The organism is Actinoalloteichus caeruleus, from assembly GCF_049311605.1.
Taxonomy (GTDB): Bacteria; Actinomycetota; Actinomycetes; order Mycobacteriales; family Pseudonocardiaceae; genus Actinoalloteichus_B; species Actinoalloteichus_B caeruleus.
Window position 1 is genome coordinate 3269430 of sequence record NZ_CP186005.1, and the last position, 21489, is coordinate 3290918.

Annotated in this window: 19 protein-coding genes and 2 pseudogenes; 10 read left to right on the plus strand and 11 right to left on the minus strand. The window is 71.7% G+C overall.

Annotation, left to right across the window (positions count from 1 at the left end; genetic code table 11):
* Positions 1–258: 258 nt before the first annotated feature.
* Complete coding sequence (locus ACOJVX_RS13295) at positions 259–1110, minus strand: IS3 family transposase (RefSeq protein ID WP_422646788.1); 852 nt, start codon at positions 1108–1110, stop codon at positions 259–261.
* A gap of 35 nt (positions 1111–1145) precedes the next feature.
* Positions 1146–1478 (minus strand): transposase, encoded by a 333-nt coding sequence (locus ACOJVX_RS13300; RefSeq protein ID WP_030106222.1) that lies wholly within the window; start codon positions 1476–1478, stop codon positions 1146–1148.
* 188 nt (positions 1479–1666) lie between these two features.
* Here ACOJVX_RS13300 and ACOJVX_RS13305 point away from each other — a divergent pair, with 188 nt between their 5' ends.
* On the plus strand, positions 1667–2461 hold the full coding sequence (locus ACOJVX_RS13305) for a putative protein N(5)-glutamine methyltransferase (protein ID WP_030106943.1): 795 nt from the start codon (positions 1667–1669) through the stop codon (positions 2459–2461).
* A gap of 249 nt (positions 2462–2710) precedes the next feature.
* Here ACOJVX_RS13305 and soxR read toward each other — a convergent pair whose 3' ends face one another.
* Positions 2711–3214: a redox-sensitive transcriptional activator SoxR gene (gene soxR / locus ACOJVX_RS13310; protein WP_272481004.1), complete on the minus strand. Its 504-nt coding sequence runs from the start codon at positions 3212–3214 to the stop codon at positions 2711–2713.
* 104 nt (positions 3215–3318) lie between these two features.
* On the opposite strand from soxR, the gene ACOJVX_RS13315 reads away from it, so the two are divergent.
* From ACOJVX_RS13315 to ACOJVX_RS13330, 4 genes are all read left to right on the plus strand, one after another.
* Positions 3319–4857 carry an MFS transporter gene (locus ACOJVX_RS13315; RefSeq protein ID WP_422646789.1) on the plus strand — a complete coding sequence of 513 codons (1539 nt, stop codon included), beginning with the start codon at positions 3319–3321 and terminating at the stop codon, positions 4855–4857.
* A gap of 31 nt (positions 4858–4888) precedes the next feature.
* Complete coding sequence (locus ACOJVX_RS13320) at positions 4889–6763, plus strand: ABC transporter ATP-binding protein (RefSeq protein ID WP_211256663.1); 1875 nt, start codon at positions 4889–4891, stop codon at positions 6761–6763.
* A gap of 37 nt (positions 6764–6800) precedes the next feature.
* Positions 6801–7589, plus strand: a complete 789-nt coding sequence (locus ACOJVX_RS13325; protein ID WP_030106950.1) for a TetR/AcrR family transcriptional regulator — start codon at positions 6801–6803, stop codon at positions 7587–7589.
* Positions 7590–8022: 433 nt separating this feature from the next.
* Positions 8023–9024: a DNA sulfur modification protein DndB gene (locus ACOJVX_RS13330; protein WP_418153176.1), complete on the plus strand. Its 1002-nt coding sequence runs from the start codon at positions 8023–8025 to the stop codon at positions 9022–9024.
* 39 nt (positions 9025–9063) lie between these two features.
* On the opposite strand, the gene ACOJVX_RS13335 is transcribed toward ACOJVX_RS13330, so the two are convergent.
* Positions 9064–9690 (minus strand): MarR family winged helix-turn-helix transcriptional regulator, encoded by a 627-nt coding sequence (locus ACOJVX_RS13335; protein WP_103056705.1) that lies wholly within the window; start codon positions 9688–9690, stop codon positions 9064–9066.
* 29 nt (positions 9691–9719) lie between these two features.
* Here ACOJVX_RS13335 and ACOJVX_RS13340 point away from each other — a divergent pair, with 29 nt between their 5' ends.
* A complete protein-coding gene (locus ACOJVX_RS13340; RefSeq protein ID WP_211256662.1) occupies positions 9720–10445 on the plus strand; it encodes an SDR family NAD(P)-dependent oxidoreductase in 726 nt (241 codons plus the stop codon).
* 345 nt (positions 10446–10790) lie between these two features.
* On the opposite strand, the pseudogene ACOJVX_RS13345 reads toward ACOJVX_RS13340, so the two are convergent.
* The 3 genes and pseudogenes from ACOJVX_RS13345 to ACOJVX_RS13355 all read right to left on the minus strand — a co-directional run.
* Positions 10791–11558, minus strand: a pseudogene (locus ACOJVX_RS13345) (phosphotransferase family protein); the annotation flags it as partial.
* 10 nt (positions 11559–11568) lie between these two features.
* Positions 11569–13997: pseudogene (gene uvrA / locus ACOJVX_RS13350) on the minus strand (excinuclease ABC subunit UvrA).
* 118 nt (positions 13998–14115) lie between these two features.
* Positions 14116–14328 (minus strand): hypothetical protein, encoded by a 213-nt coding sequence (locus ACOJVX_RS13355; protein WP_418153173.1) that lies wholly within the window; start codon positions 14326–14328, stop codon positions 14116–14118.
* A gap of 92 nt (positions 14329–14420) precedes the next feature.
* On the opposite strand from ACOJVX_RS13355, the gene ACOJVX_RS13360 reads away from it, so the two are divergent.
* On the plus strand, positions 14421–14987 hold the full coding sequence (locus ACOJVX_RS13360; protein WP_418153172.1) for a PadR family transcriptional regulator: 567 nt from the start codon (positions 14421–14423) through the stop codon (positions 14985–14987).
* 187 nt (positions 14988–15174) lie between these two features.
* On the opposite strand, the gene ACOJVX_RS13365 is transcribed toward ACOJVX_RS13360, so the two are convergent.
* Positions 15175–16542 (minus strand): MFS transporter, encoded by a 1368-nt coding sequence (locus tag ACOJVX_RS13365; RefSeq protein ID WP_162147282.1) that lies wholly within the window; start codon positions 16540–16542, stop codon positions 15175–15177.
* Between the two features lie 45 nt (positions 16543–16587).
* Between ACOJVX_RS13365 and ACOJVX_RS13370 the strand changes: the two genes are divergently transcribed.
* Positions 16588–17580, plus strand: a complete 993-nt coding sequence (locus ACOJVX_RS13370; protein WP_030228277.1) for a LysR substrate-binding domain-containing protein — start codon at positions 16588–16590, stop codon at positions 17578–17580.
* Positions 17581–17620: 40 nt separating this feature from the next.
* On the opposite strand, the gene ACOJVX_RS13375 is transcribed toward ACOJVX_RS13370, so the two are convergent.
* Positions 17621–17971 carry a hypothetical protein gene (locus ACOJVX_RS13375; protein WP_051713439.1) on the minus strand — a complete coding sequence of 117 codons (351 nt, stop codon included), beginning with the start codon at positions 17969–17971 and terminating at the stop codon, positions 17621–17623.
* Positions 17972–18771: 800 nt separating this feature from the next.
* On the opposite strand from ACOJVX_RS13375, the gene ACOJVX_RS13380 reads away from it, so the two are divergent.
* A complete protein-coding gene (locus ACOJVX_RS13380) occupies positions 18772–19143 on the plus strand; it encodes a DoxX family protein (protein ID WP_026418068.1) in 372 nt (123 codons plus the stop codon).
* 122 nt (positions 19144–19265) lie between these two features.
* Entirely contained in the window at positions 19266–19604 is a 339-nt protein-coding gene (locus ACOJVX_RS13385) for a DUF3140 domain-containing protein (protein ID WP_418153169.1), read from the plus strand.
* 199 nt (positions 19605–19803) lie between these two features.
* On the opposite strand, the gene ACOJVX_RS13390 is transcribed toward ACOJVX_RS13385, so the two are convergent.
* Entirely contained in the window at positions 19804–20694 is an 891-nt protein-coding gene (locus tag ACOJVX_RS13390; protein WP_422646790.1) for an aminoglycoside phosphotransferase family protein, read from the minus strand.
* 354 nt (positions 20695–21048) lie between these two features.
* Positions 21049–21189: a hypothetical protein gene (locus ACOJVX_RS13395; RefSeq protein WP_418153167.1), complete on the minus strand. Its 141-nt coding sequence runs from the start codon at positions 21187–21189 to the stop codon at positions 21049–21051.
* Between the last annotated feature and the right edge of the window lie 300 nt (positions 21190–21489).

The following is a 21489-nucleotide window of genomic DNA, read 5'->3' on the forward strand; positions in this document are numbered from 1 at the left end:
CGAGGGCGGCCGCGTCCCGGCCCCGGGCCCGCCCGGCGGCGGTGGTCCGCCCAGGTGGCGGCCTCCCGCCCTGGCCGCCACCGGGCAGGACCAGTGGCGCCCCGACCTCGACGGGGCCGGGGAGACCGCCAGCCCCGCCGGGGCGACGGCCCCGCCCCGCGCGTCCCACCAGGACACGGGGGTGGCGGCGTCGGCATCCCGCCACACGTGGACCGCCCCGGTGGTGTTGGAGGCCGTGCCTCCCACGCTCGTGTGCGTTCAGACCGCTGTGGCCTGTCGCCAGTGTCGTTCCTCGTACTCCAACGGTGGCCTATTCCCACACCAACTATGCAGCCTGTGGTGATTGTACCAGTGAATCCACTCCGCAGTAGCAGCGCGGACGTCCGCAACCCCCTTCCACGGGCCTTTCCGGTAAATCAGCTCCTTCTTGTACAACGCGTTGACCGACTCCGCCAGCGCATTATCGTAGGAATCACCCCGACGCCCAACCGACCGCGCGATCCCCGACCGGCTCAACCGCTGACTGTAACGCAACGCCGTGTACTGCACCCCCCGGTCGGAATGAGCCACCAAACCAGGAGACAGACGACTCCTCCGCGCCCACAGCGCCATATCCAACGCATCCAACGCCAGCGACGTATCAGCGGTATCCGACACCTGCCACCCCACAATCGCCCGCGAGAACGCGTCCACGACCAACGCCGAATACACGAACCGACTCTCCCCGAGCCGAACGTAGGTCAGATCCGTGACCCACAACCGGTTCGGCCTCGGTGCCCGGAACACCCGCTCGACCAGGTCACCGGGCTGGCCCTCGACCTGCCCGGGCAGCATCGACCGCGGCCGGCGGGACCGGGTGACCAGCCCGGTCATGGCCTCGGACCGCATCAGCCGTTCCACGGTGCAGCGGGCCACGGTCACGCCTTGGCGGTGCAGTGCCGCCCAGATCTTGCGTGCCCCGTAGAGCCGGTGCGAGTCCTCCCAAATCCGGCGGATCACCGTAACGAGTTCCCGGTCGCGGCGGTGCCGGGCGGAGGGGTTCGTCCGTCGGTTGCGAATCGCGTAGTAGGTGGACACGCTCAGCCCTACTGTGCGGCAGGATACTTCCACGGGGAACCGGTCCCGGTGGTGGTCGACGAACTCGGTCAGCTCGGTGGGCGGGGGTCCATCTCCCGGGCGAAAAAAGCCGAGGCAGCCTTGAGGATTTCGTTGGATCGGCGGAGTTCGGCGTTTTCCCGTTCCAGCCGTGCGATCCGGTCCCGGTCCGACTCCCCGGTATTCGTGGAGTCCGCCGAGCCGGTGTGGGTGCTGGGTTCACCGCTGCGGACCCAGTACCGCAAGGCCTCGGGGTGCACTCCGAGTTGGTCGGCTACCCGGGCGATGGCTCCACGTCCGGGTCCCCACTGCCCCTCCAGTTCACGGACCATCTCCACCGCGCGTCGCCGCAACTCCTGGGGGTATTTCTTCGCGGAACCCATGCTCCTCATCCTTCCTGGGGTGCAGGGCCTCCAACAAACCCAGTACGGTCCACACACGCGCCCGCCCGAGGCCACCCCCGGAGTAGAGTTGCCCCCGCACGAAGATCAACTCGACGAGTGCCGGTGGCCCGACCGGGCCGGCGTCCGGCGGGGTGAGGCCCACCCGCTCGGCAGACCGGAGGCGCCCTGTGCCGAACACGCCGACCCCACCCCCCTCCGATCCCGTCGTCGACGCGCTGCGGGAGGCCGGCTGCGTGTTCGCCGAGGACGAGGCCCGCCTGCTGCGAGACGCCGCCCGCACCCCGGCGCACCTGGACGCCCTCCTCCGCCGCCGGGTCGCCGGCCTGCCCCTCGAACACCTGCTCGGCTGGGCCGAGTTCGCCGGATGCCGCGTGCGGGTGGCCCCCGGCGTGTTCGTCCCCCGACGCCGCACCGAGTTCCTCGTCGACCGCGCCGCCGAGGTGACCGGTCCCGGCAGCGTCGTGGTGGACCTGTGCTGCGGGTCGGGCGCGCTGGGACTGGCCCTGGCCACGCGGCGTCCCGGGATCCGCGTCCACGCCAGCGACATCGATCCCGCCGCCGTGTCCTGCGCCCGGGACAACCTCGCCGACCTCGACGGCCAGGTGTTCCTGGGGGACCTCTACGCCCCGCTGCCCGCCGGGTTGCGCGGCCGCGTGGACGTCCTGCTGGCCAACGTCCCCTACGTCCCGACCCGGGAGATCGCCCTGCTCCCACCGGAGGCCAGGTTGCACGAGGCCCGGGCCGCGCTCGACGGCGGCGGCGACGGCCTCGACCTGCTGCGCCGGGTCAGCGCGCGGGCCGAGGAGTGGTTGTCCCCCGGCGGTCACCTGCTCGTCGAGACCAGCGACCGGCAGGCCGGGCCCGCGGTCGCCATCCTGCGGGCGGACGGGCTCGACGCCACCGCCGCCCGCTCCCCGGACGCGACGGCCACCGTCGTCCTCGGCTCCGCCCCCGCCCGCTGAGCCCCGCCGCCCCGGCGATCCCGCCGCGCGGGACCGTGACCTCCTCCGGTCCGCCGCCCGGCACGGGCAGGTGGTGGCCGAGCCCGTCAACGCCGACGCTGCGCCACCGGGGACGGCGTGGACCAGGGCGCGCCGCCCCGGGGCCCGCCCACCCGGCCACCCCGCGCCCCGTCGGACCCCGCCCCCGGCGACCGGGCCCCGTTCCCTTCCCGGGCGCGGTCCACTCCACGCTCTCCCCGCCCCGGCCGTTCAGCACTCGGACGGTCCCCGCAACCCCGCCGGGAACACCGAACACCCCCGCAGCCGCTGGGGACCACTGCCCTCCTGCCCGCACACATCCCTCGGATTGGCCAGGGCGCACCGGTCCAGCGACAGGCACCCGCAGCCGACGCAGTCGGTGAAGTCGTCCCGCAACTGCTCCAGGTACCGGATGCGCTCACTGAGCTCGTGGTGCCACCGCTCGGAGATCCGCTGCCAGTCCTCCCGGTTCGGTGTCCGTCCCTCCGGCAACAACGCGAGCACCTCGGCGACCTCGGACAACGGGATGCCCACCCGCTGGGCCACCCGGACGAGCGCGATCCGGCGCAGCGTGTCCCGCCGGTAACGCCGCTGGTTGCCACTGGTCCGGCGGGAGCGGATCAGCCCCTGCCGCTCGTAGAAGTGCAGGGCGCTGACCGCCACCCCCGCCCGCCGGGCCACCTGGCCCACCGTCAGCTCGTCCTGGTCCCACCGTGGACCCTCCACTGTCACCACATCCCCCACCACGCGCAGTTGACCTGAAGATTGGTTCAGGTTCTACCGTTCCGGGGCGGCGCCGGTCAAGGAACCCGCGCCCCCCTCCGAGAACAGGAACTCCGATGACCACGACACACACCGGCCCCCGCGCCGGCCGCCGGCAGTGGCTGGGCCTGGCGGTCCTCGCGCTGCCCACGCTGCTCATCGCGATGGACATGACGGTGCTGCACCTGGCCGTGCCCGCGCTGACCGCCGACCTGGCGCCCACCGGCACCGAACTGCTGTGGATCACCGACAGCTACGGGTTCCTCATCGCCGGCACGCTCATCACGATGGGCACCCTCGGCGACCGCATCGGCCGGCGGCGCCTGCTGTTGATCGGCTCGGCCGCCTTCGGTGTCGCCTCCGTGCTCGCGGCGTTCTCCCCCACCCCCCTCACCCTGATCCTCAGCCGGGCACTGCTGGGCGTGGCCGGCGCGACCCTCATGCCCTCGACCCTGTCGCTCATCCGCACCCTGTTCACCCACCCCCGGCAACGCACCCTCGCCGTCTCGGTGTGGATGACCTGCTTCGCCGCCGGTACCGCGCTCGGCCCCGTGGTCGGCGGGATACTCCTCCACCAGTTCTGGTGGGGATCGGTGTTCCTCCTCGGCGTGCCCGTCATGGCCCTGCTCCTGGCCACCGGCCCCTTCCTGCTGCCCGAGACCCGGGGCGAACGCGCCGCGGGCCTCGACCTGACCAGCGTCCTGCTGTCCCTGACGGCCGTGCTCACCGCCGTGTACGGGATCAAACACCTCGCCGAACACGGCCCGACCGGCACGTCCCTGGTGTGGTTGGCCACCGGCGGCGTGCTCGGCGTCGTCTTCGTCCGCCGACAGCGCACCCTGACCCACCCCCTGCTGGACCTGGGACTGTTCCGCAACACCACCTTCACCGCCTCCCTTCTCGCCCAGACCGTCACGGTGTTCGCCATGTCGGGGGTGATGTTCTTCCAGGGCCAGTACCTGCAACTCGTCCTCGGCCTGTCCCCCCTGGACGCCGGCCTGTGGATGCTGCCCGCCGTCGCGGCCGGAGTGGTCGGCACCCTGTGCGCGCCGCTGCTGGTGCGCTGGATCCGCCCCGCCGTCCTGATGGCCGCCGGCCTCACCCTCGGAGCGGCCGGCCTGATCACCCTGACCTGGACCGACAGCGACGGCGGGCTACCCGTCCTGGTCGCCGCGTTCACCGCCATCCAGTTCGGGCTGGGCCCCACGCTGACCCTGACCACCGACGTCATCCTCAGCTCGGTGCCCGCCCAGCGGGTCGGCTCGGCCTCCGCGCTGTCGGAGACCGGGAGCGAACTGGGCACGGCCCTGGGCATCGCCGTCCTGGGCAGCGTCGGCACCGCCCTCTACCGGGGCGCGATGACGGACCTGCCGAGCGGCCTGGGAGCCGACGCGGCCACCGCCGCCGGGGACACCCTCGGCGCCGCGGCCGCCCTCGCCGACACCCTGCCCGCCCCGCTGGCCGGCGACCTGCTCAGCCTGGCCCGAGCCGCGTTCACCGACGCCTTCCACGGGGTGGCCCTCATCGGGACCGCCCTGACCCTCGCCGTCGCCGTCACCGTCGTGCTGACCCTGCGAACCCCACCGACCGCCGACACCGCCACCGACGCGGCCTGACCACCCCACCCCGTTCGGAGACACCATGAGCATGGACATGACCGCGTGGACGTCGCTTCACCACGCGATGCACGGCCAGCACCGCCGTCACCCCCTCTCCCGCGACACCCTGCGCCGCATCGCCCGGTTCGCCCACCCCCACCGGCGTCTCCTCACCGGCTTCCTCCTGCTCAGCGTGATCACCGCCAGTCTCGCCGTGGTGACCCCCGTGCTGGCCGGCCGCGTCGTCGACACCATCACCGCCGGAGGCCCGGCCAGCGCCGTGGCCTGGGTCGCCCTGACCATCGCCGCGGTCGCCCTGGCCGAGGCGGGCCTGGGACTGCTCACCCGCTGGCAGTCCGCCCGCCTCGGCGAGGGCCTCATCCTGGACCTGCGCACCGCCGTGTTCGACCACGTCCAACGCATGCCCCTCGCCTTCTTCACCCGCACCCGCACCGGCGCCCTGGTCAGCCGGCTCAACAACGACGTCATCGGCGCCCAACGCGCCTTCAGCGACACCCTCTCCGGAGTCGTGGGCAACCTCGTCACCCTCGCCCTCACCCTCGTGGTGATGCTCGGCATCTCCTGGCGGATCACCCTGCTCGCCGTGCTGCTCCTGCCCGTCTTCGTCCTGCCCGCCCAGCGGATGGGCACCCGGCTCGCCCGGCTCCGCCGGGAGGCCGCCGCCCACGACGCCGCCATGGGCACCCAGATGACCGAACGGTTCTCCGCGCCCGGCGCGACCCTGGTCAAGCTCTTCGGCCGGCCCCACCAGGAGTCCGAGGAGTTCGCCCGCCGCGCCGACCGCGTCCGGGACATCGGCGTCCGCTCGGCGATGGTCCAACACGTGTTCCTCACCGCCCTCACCCTGGTCTCGGCGCTGGCACTGGCCCTGGTCTACGGCGTCGGCGGCGTCGCCGCCCTGACCGGGCAACTCGAACCCGGCGCGGTGGTGGCACTGGCGATGCTGCTGACCCGCCTCTACGCGCCGCTGACCGCGTTGGCCAGCGCCCGCATCGAGATCTCGACGGCCATCGTGGCATTCGAACGCGTCTTCGAGATCCTCGACCTGGTGCCGCTCATCCGGCAACGCCCCGACGCCCGCGACACCCCACCCGGGCCGGTGGCAGTCGAGTTCGACTCCGTCGACTTCACCTACCCCACGGCCGACAGGGTCTCCCTGGCCTCCCTGGAGGACGTCGCCACCCTCGACACACGGGAGAACCAGCCCGTGCTGCGCTCGGTGTCCTTCCGGATCGAACCCGGCACCACGGTGGCCCTCGTCGGCTCCTCCGGCGCCGGCAAGTCCACCATCGCCCACCTGCTCTCCCGCCTCCACGACGTCACCGCCGGGGCCGTGCGGATCAACGACGTCGACGTCCGAGACCTCACCAGCGCCTCCCTACGCGACACCGTCGGCATGGTCACCCAGGACGGACACCTCTTCCACGACACCATCCGCGCGAACCTGACCCTGCCCCGCCCCTCGGCCACCGACGCCGAGGTGTGGGACGCGCTGCGCCGAGCCCGCCTGGCCGACCTCGTCGCCGACTTACCCGACGGACTGGACACCGTGGTCGGGGAACGCGGCTACCGCTTCTCCGGAGGAGAACGCCAGCGGTTGACCATCGCCCGACTGCTGCTGGCCGCCCCCCGCCTGGTGATCCTCGACGAGGCCACCGCCGCCCTCGACGCCACCTCCGAGGCCGCCGTCCAGGACGCCCTGGCCGAAGCGACCACCGGCCGCACCTGCCTGGTCATCGCCCACCGACTGTCCACCGTCCGCGCCGCCGACACCATCCTCGTCGTCGAGGAGGGCCGCATCGTCGAACGCGGCACCCACGACGCACTCCTCACCGCCGGGGGCCGCTACGCCGAACTGCACCGCACCCAGTTCGCCACCTCCCCCACCGCGCCAGTCACCTGACCCGCCCGCCCCGGCGCACGACTACGATCCCTGCCTCATGGCCCCCGAGAACCCCGGCCCCGCCGACCCGGCTCGCAGCCTCGCCCTGCTCTGGAGGACCAGCGGCCCGTCCGGCCGGCGGGGCCGGCAGGGCATCGACGTCGAGGACATCGTCCGCGCCGCCGTCGACCTCGCCGACACCGAGGGCCTGGCCGCGCTGTCCATGCGCCGCGTCGCCCACCAGCTCGGAGTGGGCACGATGTCCCTCTACACCTACGTGCCCGGCAAGGACGAACTCGTCGAGGCCATGGTCGACGCCGTCTACGGGGAACTCGACCTCACCGCCCCCGCCCCCGGCGGGTGGCGGGGGCACCTCGAGGCCGTGGCCCGGCGCAACTGGGAGCTCTACCAGCGGCACGGCTGGTTGGCGCAGGTCGCCACCGGCCGTGCCGTGCTGGGCCCGCACGCCATCGCCAAGTACGACCACGAACTCCGCGCCCTGGACGGCATCGGCCTCACCGACGTCGAGATGGACGCGGTCCTCACCCTCGTCCTCGGGCACGTGCGCACCGCCGCCCGGGCCGCGTGGGAGGCGGCGCGGACCGAACACCGGTCCGGCATGAGCGACGAGCAGTGGTGGGCCGCGCACGCCCCCCACCTCACCCGGGTCCTCGACCCCGACCGGTTCCCGGTGGCCGCCCGGGTCGGAGCCGCCGCCGGCACCGCCCACCGCGCGCCGCACGACCCGGCGCACGACTTCGAGTTCGGCCTGCTCCGCGTCCTCGACGGCATCGAGGCCCTCGTGCGAACCCGCACCGTCGACCCCGGCGCGACCACCCCGCGCTGAGACCGTCGGCCCGGGGAGAAGACCTCGACCCCACGGCTCACCACCCGGTGGCCACTGACGGAATACCGCGACAGTCGAGTGACCAGTCAATTCCTGAGGTACCCGCTCCACGCGGGCAGGGGTTGTTCCCCGCCCCTCCCCCTGCGGTAGGTTGATCGTCCGCCAATCCACCCCCACCGGGGGCATGGGACATACCAGGGGGAACCAGGGAAATCGAACCCGACCGAATCAGCGGACCCCGCCGTGAAAGCACGTTCGTCGCCCAACGATCCCCGCAGGGCGGCCGCACGGTCCACTCCACGCGAATTCCCCTGACCAGTCTGGACGTCATCCTGACCACTCCCAACCCGGATGAACCCGACCCGGACAACCGCAAGGTGGACAGCGCCACGCGAAGGCGTTCGGTGACGACATCCGCCAGCAGGAGACCTGGGTGGCTCCCACGCTGCTCGCCCGGGACAACGGCGGCTGCTCCTTCGAGGAGGCAGCGGAAACCAACGGCCACATCGGGTACCTGACCATCCCCTGGGCGACAGGGGCGCCCTCCCCGCTGTCGACCATCGACGGCCAACACCGAATCCTGGGAGTGCACCTGGGAATCAAGGGCCTCGGGGACGAGATCAGGAAGATCGACCGGGAGATCGGACGCACCACCCGGAAGGACACGCTCGCCACCCTCGAGAACACCCGCCAGAAACTCCGCGTCCAGTTGGACCGACTCGAATCGGAATCCATCGGCGTCGACATTGACGTCGAACCCAGCACTGTGCTCGCGCGGCAGATGTTCGTCGACGTCGCGGACAACGCCAAGGGGATCTCCAGCGCACTGCGGGCTCGTTTCGACAGCAGCAAGGTGGCCAACCGCATCCTCGACCGTGTCGTGAACCACGCGCTCCTCACAGGGAAGGTGGATCTCGAACAGGACAGGATGACCAGGAAGAACCCCAACCTCATGGGCGCCGAGCACGTGGCGGACCTGACCCGGGGTGTCGCCGTCGGCGTCGCGGGCCGCATCGGGAAGCAGCGCGAACGCGAACTCGCCGACGAAAGCCTCGTCGAGCTGGTGCACGGCTTCCTGGACTGCCTGACCGACGGGTTCAAGGACCTCGGCGCCGTGGCCGAAGGGACCCTCACCCCACTCGACCTGCGATCGCAGTCGCTGCTGGGCCACGTCGGCATGCTGCGCGTCCTCGCCGGCGTCCACCACACCCTCATCGAGGAGCACGAGGCGAACGACGAGGAGGTCACCACCTTCTTCACCGCGCTGGACCCGCACATGAACGCCCCGGTGTCGGCCACCAGCATCTGGCGCGGCACCGAGGCCAGCGCCGACTTCGAGGTCAACGCATTCTCCCCGGTGATGCGCACCCAGAACCTGGCCCACCTGGTGCGGGTGATCTCCGGCTGGTACCGCACCCGCCCCTCGGGCCTGTAGGGCACCGGGCCGGCGGGAATCCCCGGGCCACCCGCCGGCTCACCCCGCACCGCCGGGACCGAAACGGCCGGTGAGGTCGGCGAGCAGGACGCGGAGCAGGTCGGCGAGGTGCTCCCGCTGCTGGTCGGTGAGCCCGGAGAGCAACGACTCCTCGTGACGCAGCAGTTCGTCAACCGTGCCCCCGATCACCTCGTGCCCCTCCGAGGTGAGCTCGACCAGCACCGCCCGCCCGTCCGGCCCCTCCCGCCGGCGCCGCACCAGCCCCGCCGCCTCCGCGCGGGCCACCCGCTGGGACACCGCACCCGGACTGACCAGCGCGCGCCGCGCGATCTCCGAGGGCGCCAGCTGGTAGGGCGACCCCGCCCGACGCAGAGTGCTCAACAGGTCCCGGGTGGCGGCGTCCATGCCGAGCCTGGCCATGGTGCGCCGCCGCTCGTCGTCCAACAGCTTCGCGACCCGCCAGATCCTGGTGATCACGCCGATGGAGCCCACCGGCGCGCCGGGGCGTTCCCGCCGCCACGCCCGGACGATCAGGTCGACCTCGTCGACCGCTCGTCCGGTGTCGTCGGCGTCCACGCCGGACGCGGGTCCCTCGCCGCCCGAGTCGTCCCGTGCCGGTCCGGCGCTGGTTGCGGTGGTGTCGTGTTCGGGAGTACGGTCAGCCACCCCACTAGTTTAGACCTAAAGGAGTTTGTGTGGTGCGCAACATCGTGGTCACCGGCGGCGGTACCGGTATCGGACTCGCCGTGGCGGCCCGGTTCGCCTCCCAGGGCGACTCGGTCACCATCACCGGACGCCGAACCGCCGTGCTCACCGAGGCCGCGAACACCCTCGGAGCCAGGGCGGTCGCCTTCGACGCCAGCGACCCCGACGCGGTGACCGCCGCCCTGCCCGCCCTGCCCGACCGGGTCGACGTCCTGATCAACAACGCCGGCGGCAACGTCGGCTTCGACCTGCCCGCCCACGACAAGGACGACCTCACCGGACTGGCGCGGGAATGGCGGGCCAACCTCGCGGCCAACGTGCTCTCCGCCGTGCTGGTCACCACCGCGCTCACCCCGCGACTCGCCGACGACGGCCGCGTCATCATGGTCGGGTCGATCGCGGCCCGCACCGGAGCCGGCTCCTACGGAGCCTCCAAAGCAGCCCTGGAAGCCTGGACCATCGACGTCGCCACCCGCCTCGGGCCCCGCGGCATCACCGCCAACCTCGTCTCCCCCGGACTGATCGAGGACACCGAGTTCTTCCGGGGCCGGCTCAGCGACCAGCGACGGGCCACCCTGATCTCCCGCACCGCCACCGGCCGCGCCGGCGCACCCGACGACATCGCCGCCACCTGCGCATTCCTCGCCTCCCCCGGAGCAGCTCACCTCACCGGCCAGGTGCTCCACGTCAACGGAGGCGCCCACTTCGGACGCTGAACCCCACCGCGACACCACCACCGGAACCGCGTGCCGCCCCGCCTCGGCTCCCCGACCGGACACCACCCCGCCAGGACGGGCCCCGGCCGGGCCCAATGTGGTCGAACCGGACGTCCCGGCATCCCGCGTCGACCGGGGTGCCGGGTCAGTCCACCCCGAACCACGGTCGGCCACCGAGGCCAAGGTCGGCTCCTCCGGAGCAGGCAACAACCGCAGGTAGGTGCTCAGGTCGCTGTAGACGTGCAGCAACGCGTAGGCCAGGAACCGGCGGGACAACACCGGCCCGACCGCCGCCCGGTCCAGCCCGTACCCGGCCAGCAGCGCCGCCAACGCCCCCGCATCTCCCCGGGTCAGGAACAGCCCCACCGCGGCGAACTCGTACTCCGCGGCTCCCCGCATCGCCGGTTCGAAATCGAACAACCCCGACACCTCCCAGCCCGCCGCCCCCGGGCGGACCAGCACGTGCTCGGCCATCACCTCGGTGTGCAGCAGCACCGGCCGCCCCGCCGGCACCGGGGTCGCGTCCAGGAAGTCCGGGATCTGCTCCACCCAGGCCTCCGGCAGCCCCCAAGACCGCTGCCGCCGCACGCAACCCGCCCGCTGGGCGGCGAGGAACTCCTCCCAGCAAGGCGGGCCCAGCACGTCCAGACCTCGGTGGTCCACCTCGTGCAGGGCGGCCAGCGCACCCCCGACCCGAGCGGCCACCGACCGGCGTTCCGCCGGGGACAGCGCTGGCCACACCTCACCCAGCGGCCGGCCCCGCAACCGGCTCATCAGCACGTACGCCCACCCGTCACGGACTCCCACCTGATGCACCCGGGGAGTCGCCACCGGCAGCCGCCCCGCCACCAGGTCAAGGACCCCGGCCTCCACCGCCGCCTCCCCGGCGTGGACCGGGGGGTACAGCGTGAGCACCAGGTCCTCCCCGACCGCGTACACCGGCAAAGACCCGTCGGCGAACCGGACCAGCTCACCCCCGATCCCCAACCGGCGGCACAGCTCCACCACCCCGGGCCGCAACCGCGCCTCGTCCTCGACCACCGCCTCGAACCGCGCCACCGTCGTCGCCTCGGGCAGGGAACCACCGCTCACACGGCGGGTGACCGTAGACACGACCTCCCGGTCACCGCACCCCAATTTCCCCCGGCACTCCGTCCTTCCCCAGCGCGCGCCGCAGGTGCCGGGCGGTGTGCCCCCGACCGGACGCCACCTCCTCCGGGGTGCCCACCGCCACCACCCGACCGCCGTCCCGCCCGCCACCCGGGCCGAGGTCGATCACCCAGTCCGCCGCCCGCACCACATCCATGCTGTGCGAGACCACCACCGCCGTGTGCCCCCGGTCGACCAACCGGTGCAACACCCCGACCAGCCGCTCCACGTCCCGCGCGTGCAACCCGGTCGTCGGCTCGTCCAACACGTACACGGTGTGCCGGCCGGCCCGGCGGTGCAGCTCGGCGGCGAGCTTCACGCGCTGCGCCTCCCCACCCGACAACGTCGTCCCCGCCTGCCCCAACCGCAGATACCCCAACCCCACCTCGCACAGCACCCGCAGGGGCCCGCGCACCGCCGGCGGATCCTCCCGGAAGAACTCGGCCGCCTCCTCCACGGTCATCGCCAGCACCTCGGCGATCGTGCGACCCCGGTAGGTGACCGACAACGTCTCCGCGTCATACCGGCTCCCCCCGCACTCCGCGCACGGCAGGAACACGTCCGGCAGGAAGTGCATCTCCACCCGCACCACCCCCTCCCCCGAACACTCCTCGCACCGGCCCCCCGGCGAGTTGAACGAGAAACGGCCCGGGGTGAACCCGCACCGCCGCGCCCGCTCGGTCCGCGCGAACAACGTCCGCACCGCGTCCAACACGCCGGTGTAGGTCGCCGGGGTCGACCGCGCCGACCGGCCGATCGGGGACTGGTCGACCCGGATCACCCGGTCCACCAACTCCACCCCCTCCACCCGCTCGTGCGCCCCCGGCGGGGGAGCATCGCCCCCCAACGCCCGGTCGATCACCCGGTACAGGATCTGATCCACCAACGTCGACTTGCCCGCACCCGACACCCCGCTCACCGCCACCACGCACCCCAGCGGGAACGCCACGTCCACTCCCCCCAGGTTGTGCTCGACAGCCCCCCGCACCACCAGCTCCCGCCCCGGCTCCGAGGCCCGACGCCGCTCCGGCAACCCCCGCCCCCACCGGCCCGCGAGGTACCCGCCCGTCACCGACTCCTCCGAGGACCGCAGCGCCTCCACCGGCCCCGAGAACAGCAACCGACCACCGTGCTCGCCGGCGGCCGGCCCCAACTCGACCACCCAGTCCGCGGCCTCGATCACCCGCGCGTCGTGCTCCTCCACCACCACCGAGTTGCCCCGGTCCCGCAACGCCCGCAGCGTCCCCACCAACTCCTCCACGTCCTGCGGGTGCAACCCGGCCGTCGGCTCGTCCAACACGTACAACAACCCGAACAACCGCGTCCCCACCTGGCCCGCCAACCGGACACGCTGCGCCTCACCCGTCGACAGGGTCCGCGCGGGGCGGTCCAGCGTCAGATACCCCAACCCCACCTCCACCAGGCGCGACAACCGCTCCAGGATCTCCTCCACCGCCTGCTCGACCAGTACCCGCTCCCGCTCCGCCAACTCCAACCCCGCGAAGAACTCCCGGCACCCGGTGACCGGCAACGCGCTCACCTCGGTGATCCCCCGACCACCCACCCGCACCGCCCGCTGCTCGGCGCGCAACCGCCCTCCCCCGCAGGACGAGCACGGCACCGGACGCAGGAACACCTGCCCCGGGAAGGAACCCCCCGCCGCCGCCCGCTGCCGCTCGGCCAACCACGGCAGCACCCCGGTGAACACCTCCGACCGCCCGGGCACCGCCACCTCACGGCCCCGCAGCAGAACCTCCCGCAACCCCGACACCACCGCGACCGCCGCCTCCCGACACCCCGCCGCCGACCGCTCCCGCCACGGAGCCACCGCGCCCTCCACCACCGACAACTCCAGGTCAGGCACCCCAACCCCTCGTCCCCCGCCAACACCACACCCACCCCCGCGCAGTCCGGGCACTGCCCGAACGGCAGGTTGAACGAGAACGCCCGCCCCGCCACCTCCACCGACCCCACCTCGTGCCCCGCCGGACACGCCCACCCCCGATCCCCCCGGCCAAGCCCCTCCCCACACCTCGGGCAGTGCGGCACCCCCACCCGCCCCCACAACACCCGCATCAGGTCGTACACCTCGGTCACCGTCCCCACCGTCGACCGAGGACTCCGCGACGCCGAGGACCGCTGATCCACCGCGACGGCCGAGCACAGACCCTCGACCTGGTCGACGTCCGGGCGACTCATCTCACCGAGGAACTGCCGGGCGAACGACGACATCGACTGCACCTGCCGCCGTTGCGCCTCCGCGTAGATCGTGTCGAACGCCAACGAGGACTTCCCCGACCCCGACACGCCGGTGAACACCACCAACGCCCGGTGCGGAACGTCGAGGTCCACCCCCCGCAGGTTGTGCACCCGCGCCCCCCGCACCCGCAGGGTGTCCGGCAACACCGCCCGGGCCGAGCCGGGCAGGACGTCACGGGCATGGGACATCGTCATCGGAAACTCCTCCGCCAGGGATCGGAACGCGGCCGAACACGCACACGGGGCAGGTCCCCGCACGGCGTCACCACGACCCCGAGAGCATACTCAAACTTGAGTACCCGTCCCCGCGGCCACCCACCACACCACCGCGACACCAGCCGAAACCCCCGCCACGCACCAGCCCACCGGCCTGGCAGACGATCTCCTCCTCGCGCATGGTCAGGAAGTCAACCGAGACCACGGACTCGTGGGCGAACATCTCCTCGAACGAGGTGCGGCGAGCGCCCTCAGCCAACCCCTCGACCACACCCGGGTGGCCACCCCCCCCACCACGACACCCAACCTCTAACCTGAGCCCGGCCTCGAACAACGGCAGAGCGGAACGGCATGTCAGCGACACGACTCCTCGTACTCGGCGTAGTACGCCAATGCGGAACAGCACACGGCTACCGAGTACGAGCGGAACTGGTCGCCTGGGGCGCCGAAGAATGGGCCAACATCAAATGGGGCTCCCTCTACCACGCCCTCAGGCAGTTCGCCAAGGAAGGGCTGATGATCGCCACCCCCGCCAAAGACACCCCAGGACGCACCGACTACTCCCTCACCACCACCGGAGAAACGGAGTTCCACCGCCTGCTCCGCGACGCCCTCCGACGACCAGAACACCGACCCGACACCCTCGGAGCCGCACTCGCCCTGCTCCCCGCCCTCACCCGCGAGGAAGCCATCACCCTCCTCACCGAAAGACTCCGCACCCTGGAAACCGAACGCACCGAGAAGGCCAAACTCGCCGAACTCGGCACGGCCCCCGGCACCGAACACCTCCGCGAACTACCCCGCCTGTGGGAACACACCGCACGCGGAGGCATCGAATGGACCCAAGGACTGCTGCACCGACTGCGCTCCGGCACCTACGCCATGACCAACGACAACACCCACACCACCCCACCCTGAGGCGGGAGAGCGGACGCACACCGGACCGGCACGCAGGCACACGCCGCCCTCCCCACCCACCCAGGCCGCCGATCCACCCGGCACTACGACGACCCGCGGAAGGGATCCCTTCCCCGCGACACCTCGTAACAACGGTTCAACTCCGCCACGAACCGCCTGACCCGCATCACCAGAGCCCGCATCCCACTCACCTCCCCTCCTCCACCGACACGGCCCGCCCCACCGGCGCCGACCACTCCACCGCCCGCTCACCGCCACGCACCTCCGAACCACCACGCCACACCAGGTCAGCCACCACCCCCACCACCAACACCACCCCGCTCACCACCGCGAACAACCGCACCGCCCCCTCCAACGGCACCCACAACGCCAACGCCCCCACCCCGACCGCCGGCACACCCGCCCCCAGGTAGAACAGGACGTACAACGCCGAGGTCGTCTCCACCGAGGCCGACCGGGGAGTCACCGACTCCACCTCCGCCGTCGCCCCCCAGTACACGAACCCGTGCCCCACCCCCGCCGCCACCGCCGCGGCCCCCAACACCCACAACCCCGACTCCGCCACCGGCAACGCCAACCCCACCAACCCACCCCCCAGCAACACCACGCCCACCCGCTGCGCCACCACCGGCCGCAACCCCGGCGTCATCACCTGCGCCACCGCGGAACACGCCATCACCACACCGATCACCAGTCCCGACACCACCGGACTCGACACCCCGAACTCACTCCGCAACAAGTCCGGCACCAGCGCCAGGAACAACCCCACCACCGCCCAGGCGACCCAACCGTTCACCCCGCCCACCACGAACGACCGCCGCACCACCCTGGGCACCCTCGGCCACGCCAACCGCCACCCCCGCAACGGCCCCGACCGCTCAGGGAGACGGCGCACCAGCCCCATCACCACCACCGTCGCCACCACATGCACCGCGAACGACATCGACAACGGCGCCGGCGCGAACGAAGCCAACAACCCAGTGCCCAACGGCCCCACCGCCCCACCCACCACGAACACCACACCCGCCACCAACGCCCCCCGCTCAGGCGAGGAACACCGCGCCACCACCACCGCCACCCCGGCCCCGGTACCCGCCCCCAACGCCAGGCCGTGCAGCACCCGACCCGCGAAAAGAGCACCCACCCCCTCCGCACCCACCAACAGCAACGACGCCACCGCCGACACACCCAACCCCCACAACAACAACCGCCGCGGCCCCACCCGCTCCACCGCCGCACCGAACACGACCAACGCCGGCACGCTCACCAGCGAGTACGTCGCGAACAGCGCCGTCGACGTCAACGACGAGAACGCGAACTCCCGCTGGTACAGCGGGTACAACGGGCTCACCATGTTCGCCCCCGCCGTCAGCACCAACAACGCCGCGGCCGAAGCGACCAGCGCACCCGTCCCGCCCCCCACCCCGGGCCCCCGCACCGTCCCCGGCACCCGTGAGGACCCCCGCCACCAGGCATCACCACCCAGCCAGCTCCCCACCGACCACCACGGCGACGCACCGAACCACCGACCGGACAGCACACGAGATCGAGACACACGCCCAGGGTGCGCAACTCGATAGGCGACGAAAAGCAAACGTTGATGCAGCGATCCGTACAGTTGCACTACATGATCGACCGGCGACTCCATATGCTGCAGCTACTCGACCGACACGGCACCGTCCACGCGGTGGCCACCGCCCTGCACTACACCCCATCGGCGGTATCCCAGGCCCTCCGCAGCCTCAGCGCCGAACTCGGAACCGACGTCGTCCGCCCCCGAGGACGAGGCGTCCGCATCACCCCCGCCGGCCGCACACTCCTGGCCCACGCGGAGATCCTCTTCGCCCAGTGGGAACGGGCACGCGCCGCCCTCGACGCCTACGACGAGGAACCGTCGGGCACCCTCGGCATCTGCGGTTTCTCCACCGCGGCCGCGGTCGTCCTCCCCCGCGCCGCCGGCGCCCTCCGAGAACGCTTCCCCAACCTCGGCATCCGCATCACCGAGGCGGAACCCACCGAATGCTTCGACCTGCTGCTCTCCGGCGAGGCCGACATCGCCCTCGTCGTGGCCACACCCGACACGCCCTCACCCAGTGACCCCCGCTTCGACCAACGTCCCCTCTTCGACGACGCCCTGGACCTCCTGATCCCGCAGGACCACCCGCTGGCAGGCGCGGGTGAGGTGCGACTCGTCGACGTGGCGCACGAACAGTGGATCGTCTCCAAACCAGGGTCGACCTACCACCAACTCGTGCTCGCCGCGTGCGCGACCGCCGGGTTCTCCCCTCGAATCGCCCACCGCAGCGACGAGTGGGAGACGGCCACCGCACTCGTCGCGCAGGGCTTCGGGGTCTGCCTGGTCCCCCAGCTCGCCGGACTTCCCAGCACCCACCCGGTGTCCCGCCTCCGACTGACCGGGGACCCGGCTCCGGCGCGCCGCGTGCTCACCGCCACCCGACTGGGGAGCCGGGACCGCCCTGTGATCAGCAGTGTCCTCGACGCGATCACGGCCGTCGTTCGGCGACTCGACCTCCGCCCGCTGGCGGGATCGGCTGACCACCCCTCGGCGGTCAGTTCGGACCTCCCCCACTGACCCCGCTCCGCCCCAGAACCCGACCACCGCGTGGGAGAACTCAGCCGCCTTCGGCCTCGAGACCGAGCCGGCGCCTGGCGTCGTCGATGCGCTTCAGCCCTTCCATCGCCGTCGCACGGGCCGCCGCGCACTCCTCCGCCGTGGTGGCCCTGGCGAGCAGCTCACCAGTCGCCCTCCACCGCTCGCTCGCGTCCTCCCACGCACGGCGGGCGACGACATCGTCACCGACGCCCAGCGTCTCGACGTGGAAGCCCAGCCGCCGGTACGCCGAGCGCGCGGCGGACTTGGCCGAGCGAACCTCCCGGTGCCGTGACGCTCCCAGGATGACCGGAACGAGCACCCCGGCGGCGACCGCGGTCGCGCCGACGATCCACAGGATCATGGACACCATCTGTTACCTCGATCAGTTGACGGGGCCGCCAGTATCTCACCCGTCCGCAGGTCCACCTCCACCTCGTTCCCTCTCGTCCCCCACTGGCCCGCCGCGGGCCCAGCACCCGCGATGGCACGGTCCCCCCGCCGCCACGAGGACAGCACCCATCCACGGGTGCTCCGGATCTTCGCACGTCAGGGCTTCGATCAGTGGGCGCGGGAGCGGGTGTGATCGTCGGCGGAGGTACCGGCGCGTTCCGGAGGGGCCACCAGGCGAGTGGGCCGCACCCGGCGGACGCACAGGGCTCCACGTCCCGCTCCAGGTGCTCCGACCCACACTCCCCGGTAGTGACTCTTGGTAGTGAGGGTGCTTTTTTCGTGGCGGTTGGTGTTTGTTGGTTGGTGGTGAGTTGATTTTGATTGACACTGAAATAACGGACAAATATGAATTCAATGGGGCGTCGGGGATGGGGTAGCGCCGGCGGTGTTCGGATCGAACCCACGGTGAACACCACCCCCGCGGCTCCAACCCTTACGACAGTCGAGTGATCACACGGGGAAACCAGGTGCGTTCAGGCGGTCATGATCGGTAGGGTGTCAACAGGTCGTCGCCGACCGCACCCCCCGTGGTGTGGGGCGCGACGAACGCCGTTCCTCGCAGGATCTCGAGACTTGTCCCACATCCCGCCGCGATGGCGCGGCAGGCAGGTGGGGCACCACCGACTGCACCCACTTCCGCCGCCCGCCACTGAAAGGCCAGGCGCTCCGGGCGCCCGCGAGTGACTTCCTCGGATGGGCGGCCCGGCCCCGGGAGCCTTCTTGACCTACGTCATCTGGGCGCTGCAAGTGCCACTCGCGCTGATCCTTCTCATCTCCGGCGGGATGAAACTCGTCCAACGGGAAGAGCTGCTACTGGCGAACATGCCGTGGGCGGAGGATTTCTCCAGCCAGGAGGTCAAGATCATCGGAGGGATCGAGGTGGCGGCCGCCGCCGGCCTGATCCTGCCGGGCCTGCTCAACTTCCTGACCGTGATGACGCCCGTCGCCGCGTGCGGCGTGGTGCTGCTGATGATCGGGGCCATCGTCGTGCACGGCAGGCGGTGGAAGTTCAAACCAGTGCCGATCAACCTGTTGCTGCTGGTCATGGCCGGGGTCGTTGCCTGGACCCGCTTCGGCCCGGTGCCCTTCTGATCACGTGGCGCCCGGGGTGGGATTCGTTCCCACCCCGGGCGGGTACCACCCCCGGTGAACGGTGCTGAGCGTGGTGGCGACCGCGCCGGCAGCACACCGTGCACGGGAGGAGGCCGACGATCATGGCCGAGCACACGCACGAGAGCGACGCCCTCTGGAACGAATTCCACCGGGTGGTGAACATGTCCTCCCGTGAACTCAGCGAGTGGCTTCGGACCAGATCGGCAGGGGAGACCGCTGAGGAGTTCCCTGACCAGTCGGGAACGCCGACCGGCCAGGAGGTGCTGCGCATCCTCAACAAGCGCAGGACCGACCTCGAGGACGGCGACCTCCATGTCATGCGCCGGGTCGTGGAACGAGTCCACGCCGAACGCCGCGACGACCTGGAGCCCACCAGCGGCCCGTCGGGCTGGCGGCACCGGCTGATGTCGATCGGGCACGATCCCCTGAAACCCGTCTGAGCCGGGCCTCGTCGACGGTGGGAGGCCTGGGGTAGGGATGCTGGATCTCCTCCCCGCGTGGTGGGGAGATCCGTGCGTGGGTTCAGTGTTGGATTCATCCAACACTGAAATGATGGATCCGGTCGACGAATTGGGGGCTTAGTGGCGGTATTTGCCGCGCCATCGCCTACTCGAGACCGCGGAGCAGCGACCCTGGTGCTCAGCCGAGCAATGCGCCCAGGACGCGATGGCAGCGGACCGGGTCCGTGGTGAGGCCGTTCTCCAGGCCCCACAGCCAGTAGTCCACGCACCGCGCCACCGCCCAGCCGTGCGCCGCGCGAGGCTCCAGCTCCCCGGTCTCCACGAGCATGGCCAGCAGGCGGCGCAGGTCGGCATCAGAGCCGATGGCGTCGTCGTCCGCCCTGGTCCACAACAGTTCGGGCACGGAGAACTCCGGGCGGCCCCGCACCGGACGAGGATCCACCGCCAGCCACGGCTCGCGTTCGCCCGCCAGGACGTTGCCGTAGTGCAGGTCGGCGTGGATGAGCGTGCCGTGGTCCTCCGCCCAGAGGTCAGCGGCGAGGCCTCGCGCCGTGTCGAGCCAGGCCGGCGGAATGGGGTCGCCCAGCGTCCGCTGCCGAGACGGGAGGCGCTCCACCATGTCGTCGGCGATCTCGCCCAGTGAGCGCAGCCCGGGTGGTGCCGGCACCGCGAGGCGACGCAGGAGCGTGCCCGCCACCTCGGCCGCCTCCCACAGGCCAAGGCCGCGCAGGCTGCGCCGCTGGTTCAGCCGTTCCATCAGCAGCCCGCCGATATCCGGCCTGGCTCCGAGCAGCCGGACGGCCCCGGCGCCATCCCAGGTGCGCAGTGCTCGCGCCTCGTCCGCGGTGGTGCCGGTCGGCCAGCTCACTTTGAGCGCGCAGGCCTGGTGCCGACGGTGCGCCATCACCACCAGGCCGGAACCACCATGTTCCGGCGGTGTGTCGTCAAGGGTCAGCCCCCAGTCAACGCACAGCTGGCGGACCAGCTCGGGCAGCGCCGCCACCCAGCTGCGGCCCTCCTCGCCGTCGACACGTGAGCGCCACTCCGCGAACTCACCGGGAACGATCACGCTGACCATCCTGCCCGGTGGGGACACCTCAGCCAGGTACCTCCCACCCACCTCCCCCGTGTCGCGCTGTCCGGGACGCGCATCCGAGAGCACCGCGGTGCACCGCCCACGGGGCCGCGCCGGGGCCAGGAGGAGCACCTGCGGCTCGGTCCTCGGGGTCCGCTGCCACTCCCCTACCGACCGCGCTGCTCCGGGTGGTCCCGAGGACCGAGCCGCCACCGCACCGTGCCACTCGGACCGGTGTTCGTCCGCCGTGCCGCACGAGATGTGCGACTGACGGGGCGGATCCGGGCGGTACCTCCCGTGTCGGGGAGCCCACCGGGACTCCCCGACACGGAACCGCTGGTCAACGGGTCACGGGTAGTAGATGTTGGGCTGGTCCGGGGTCTCCATGTCGAAACCCAGGAAGAAGCTGGTGTGCGGCGGCTGGTTGTAGGCGACGTTCTCTGGCCCTTCTACATCGGCGCTGGCGTTGACCTCGCGGTTTCGACTCACAACGCGCGTGTCCTGCGGGAACGGCTGCCCGGTGGTTCTCGGCACTACTCGGTAGTAACGGTTGGTCCCCGAACTCTTAGGACCCCGGCAGGACCCAGGGACGGGGTTCGAGGGGTGAGGCTGTCCCTCGGTTCCTGTGACTGCTGGCGCGAGTGTGGATGGCATCTCCCGGACTCCGGGACAAGGGGATCCGGACCGCAGCGGAGCGAGGACCGGAAGCGCCGCGTCAGGCGAGCGCCCTGGTTGAAGCGGTCCGGAACCACACGGCGCGAGGACCTCCCGGGGTACGTCCGCCCGTGG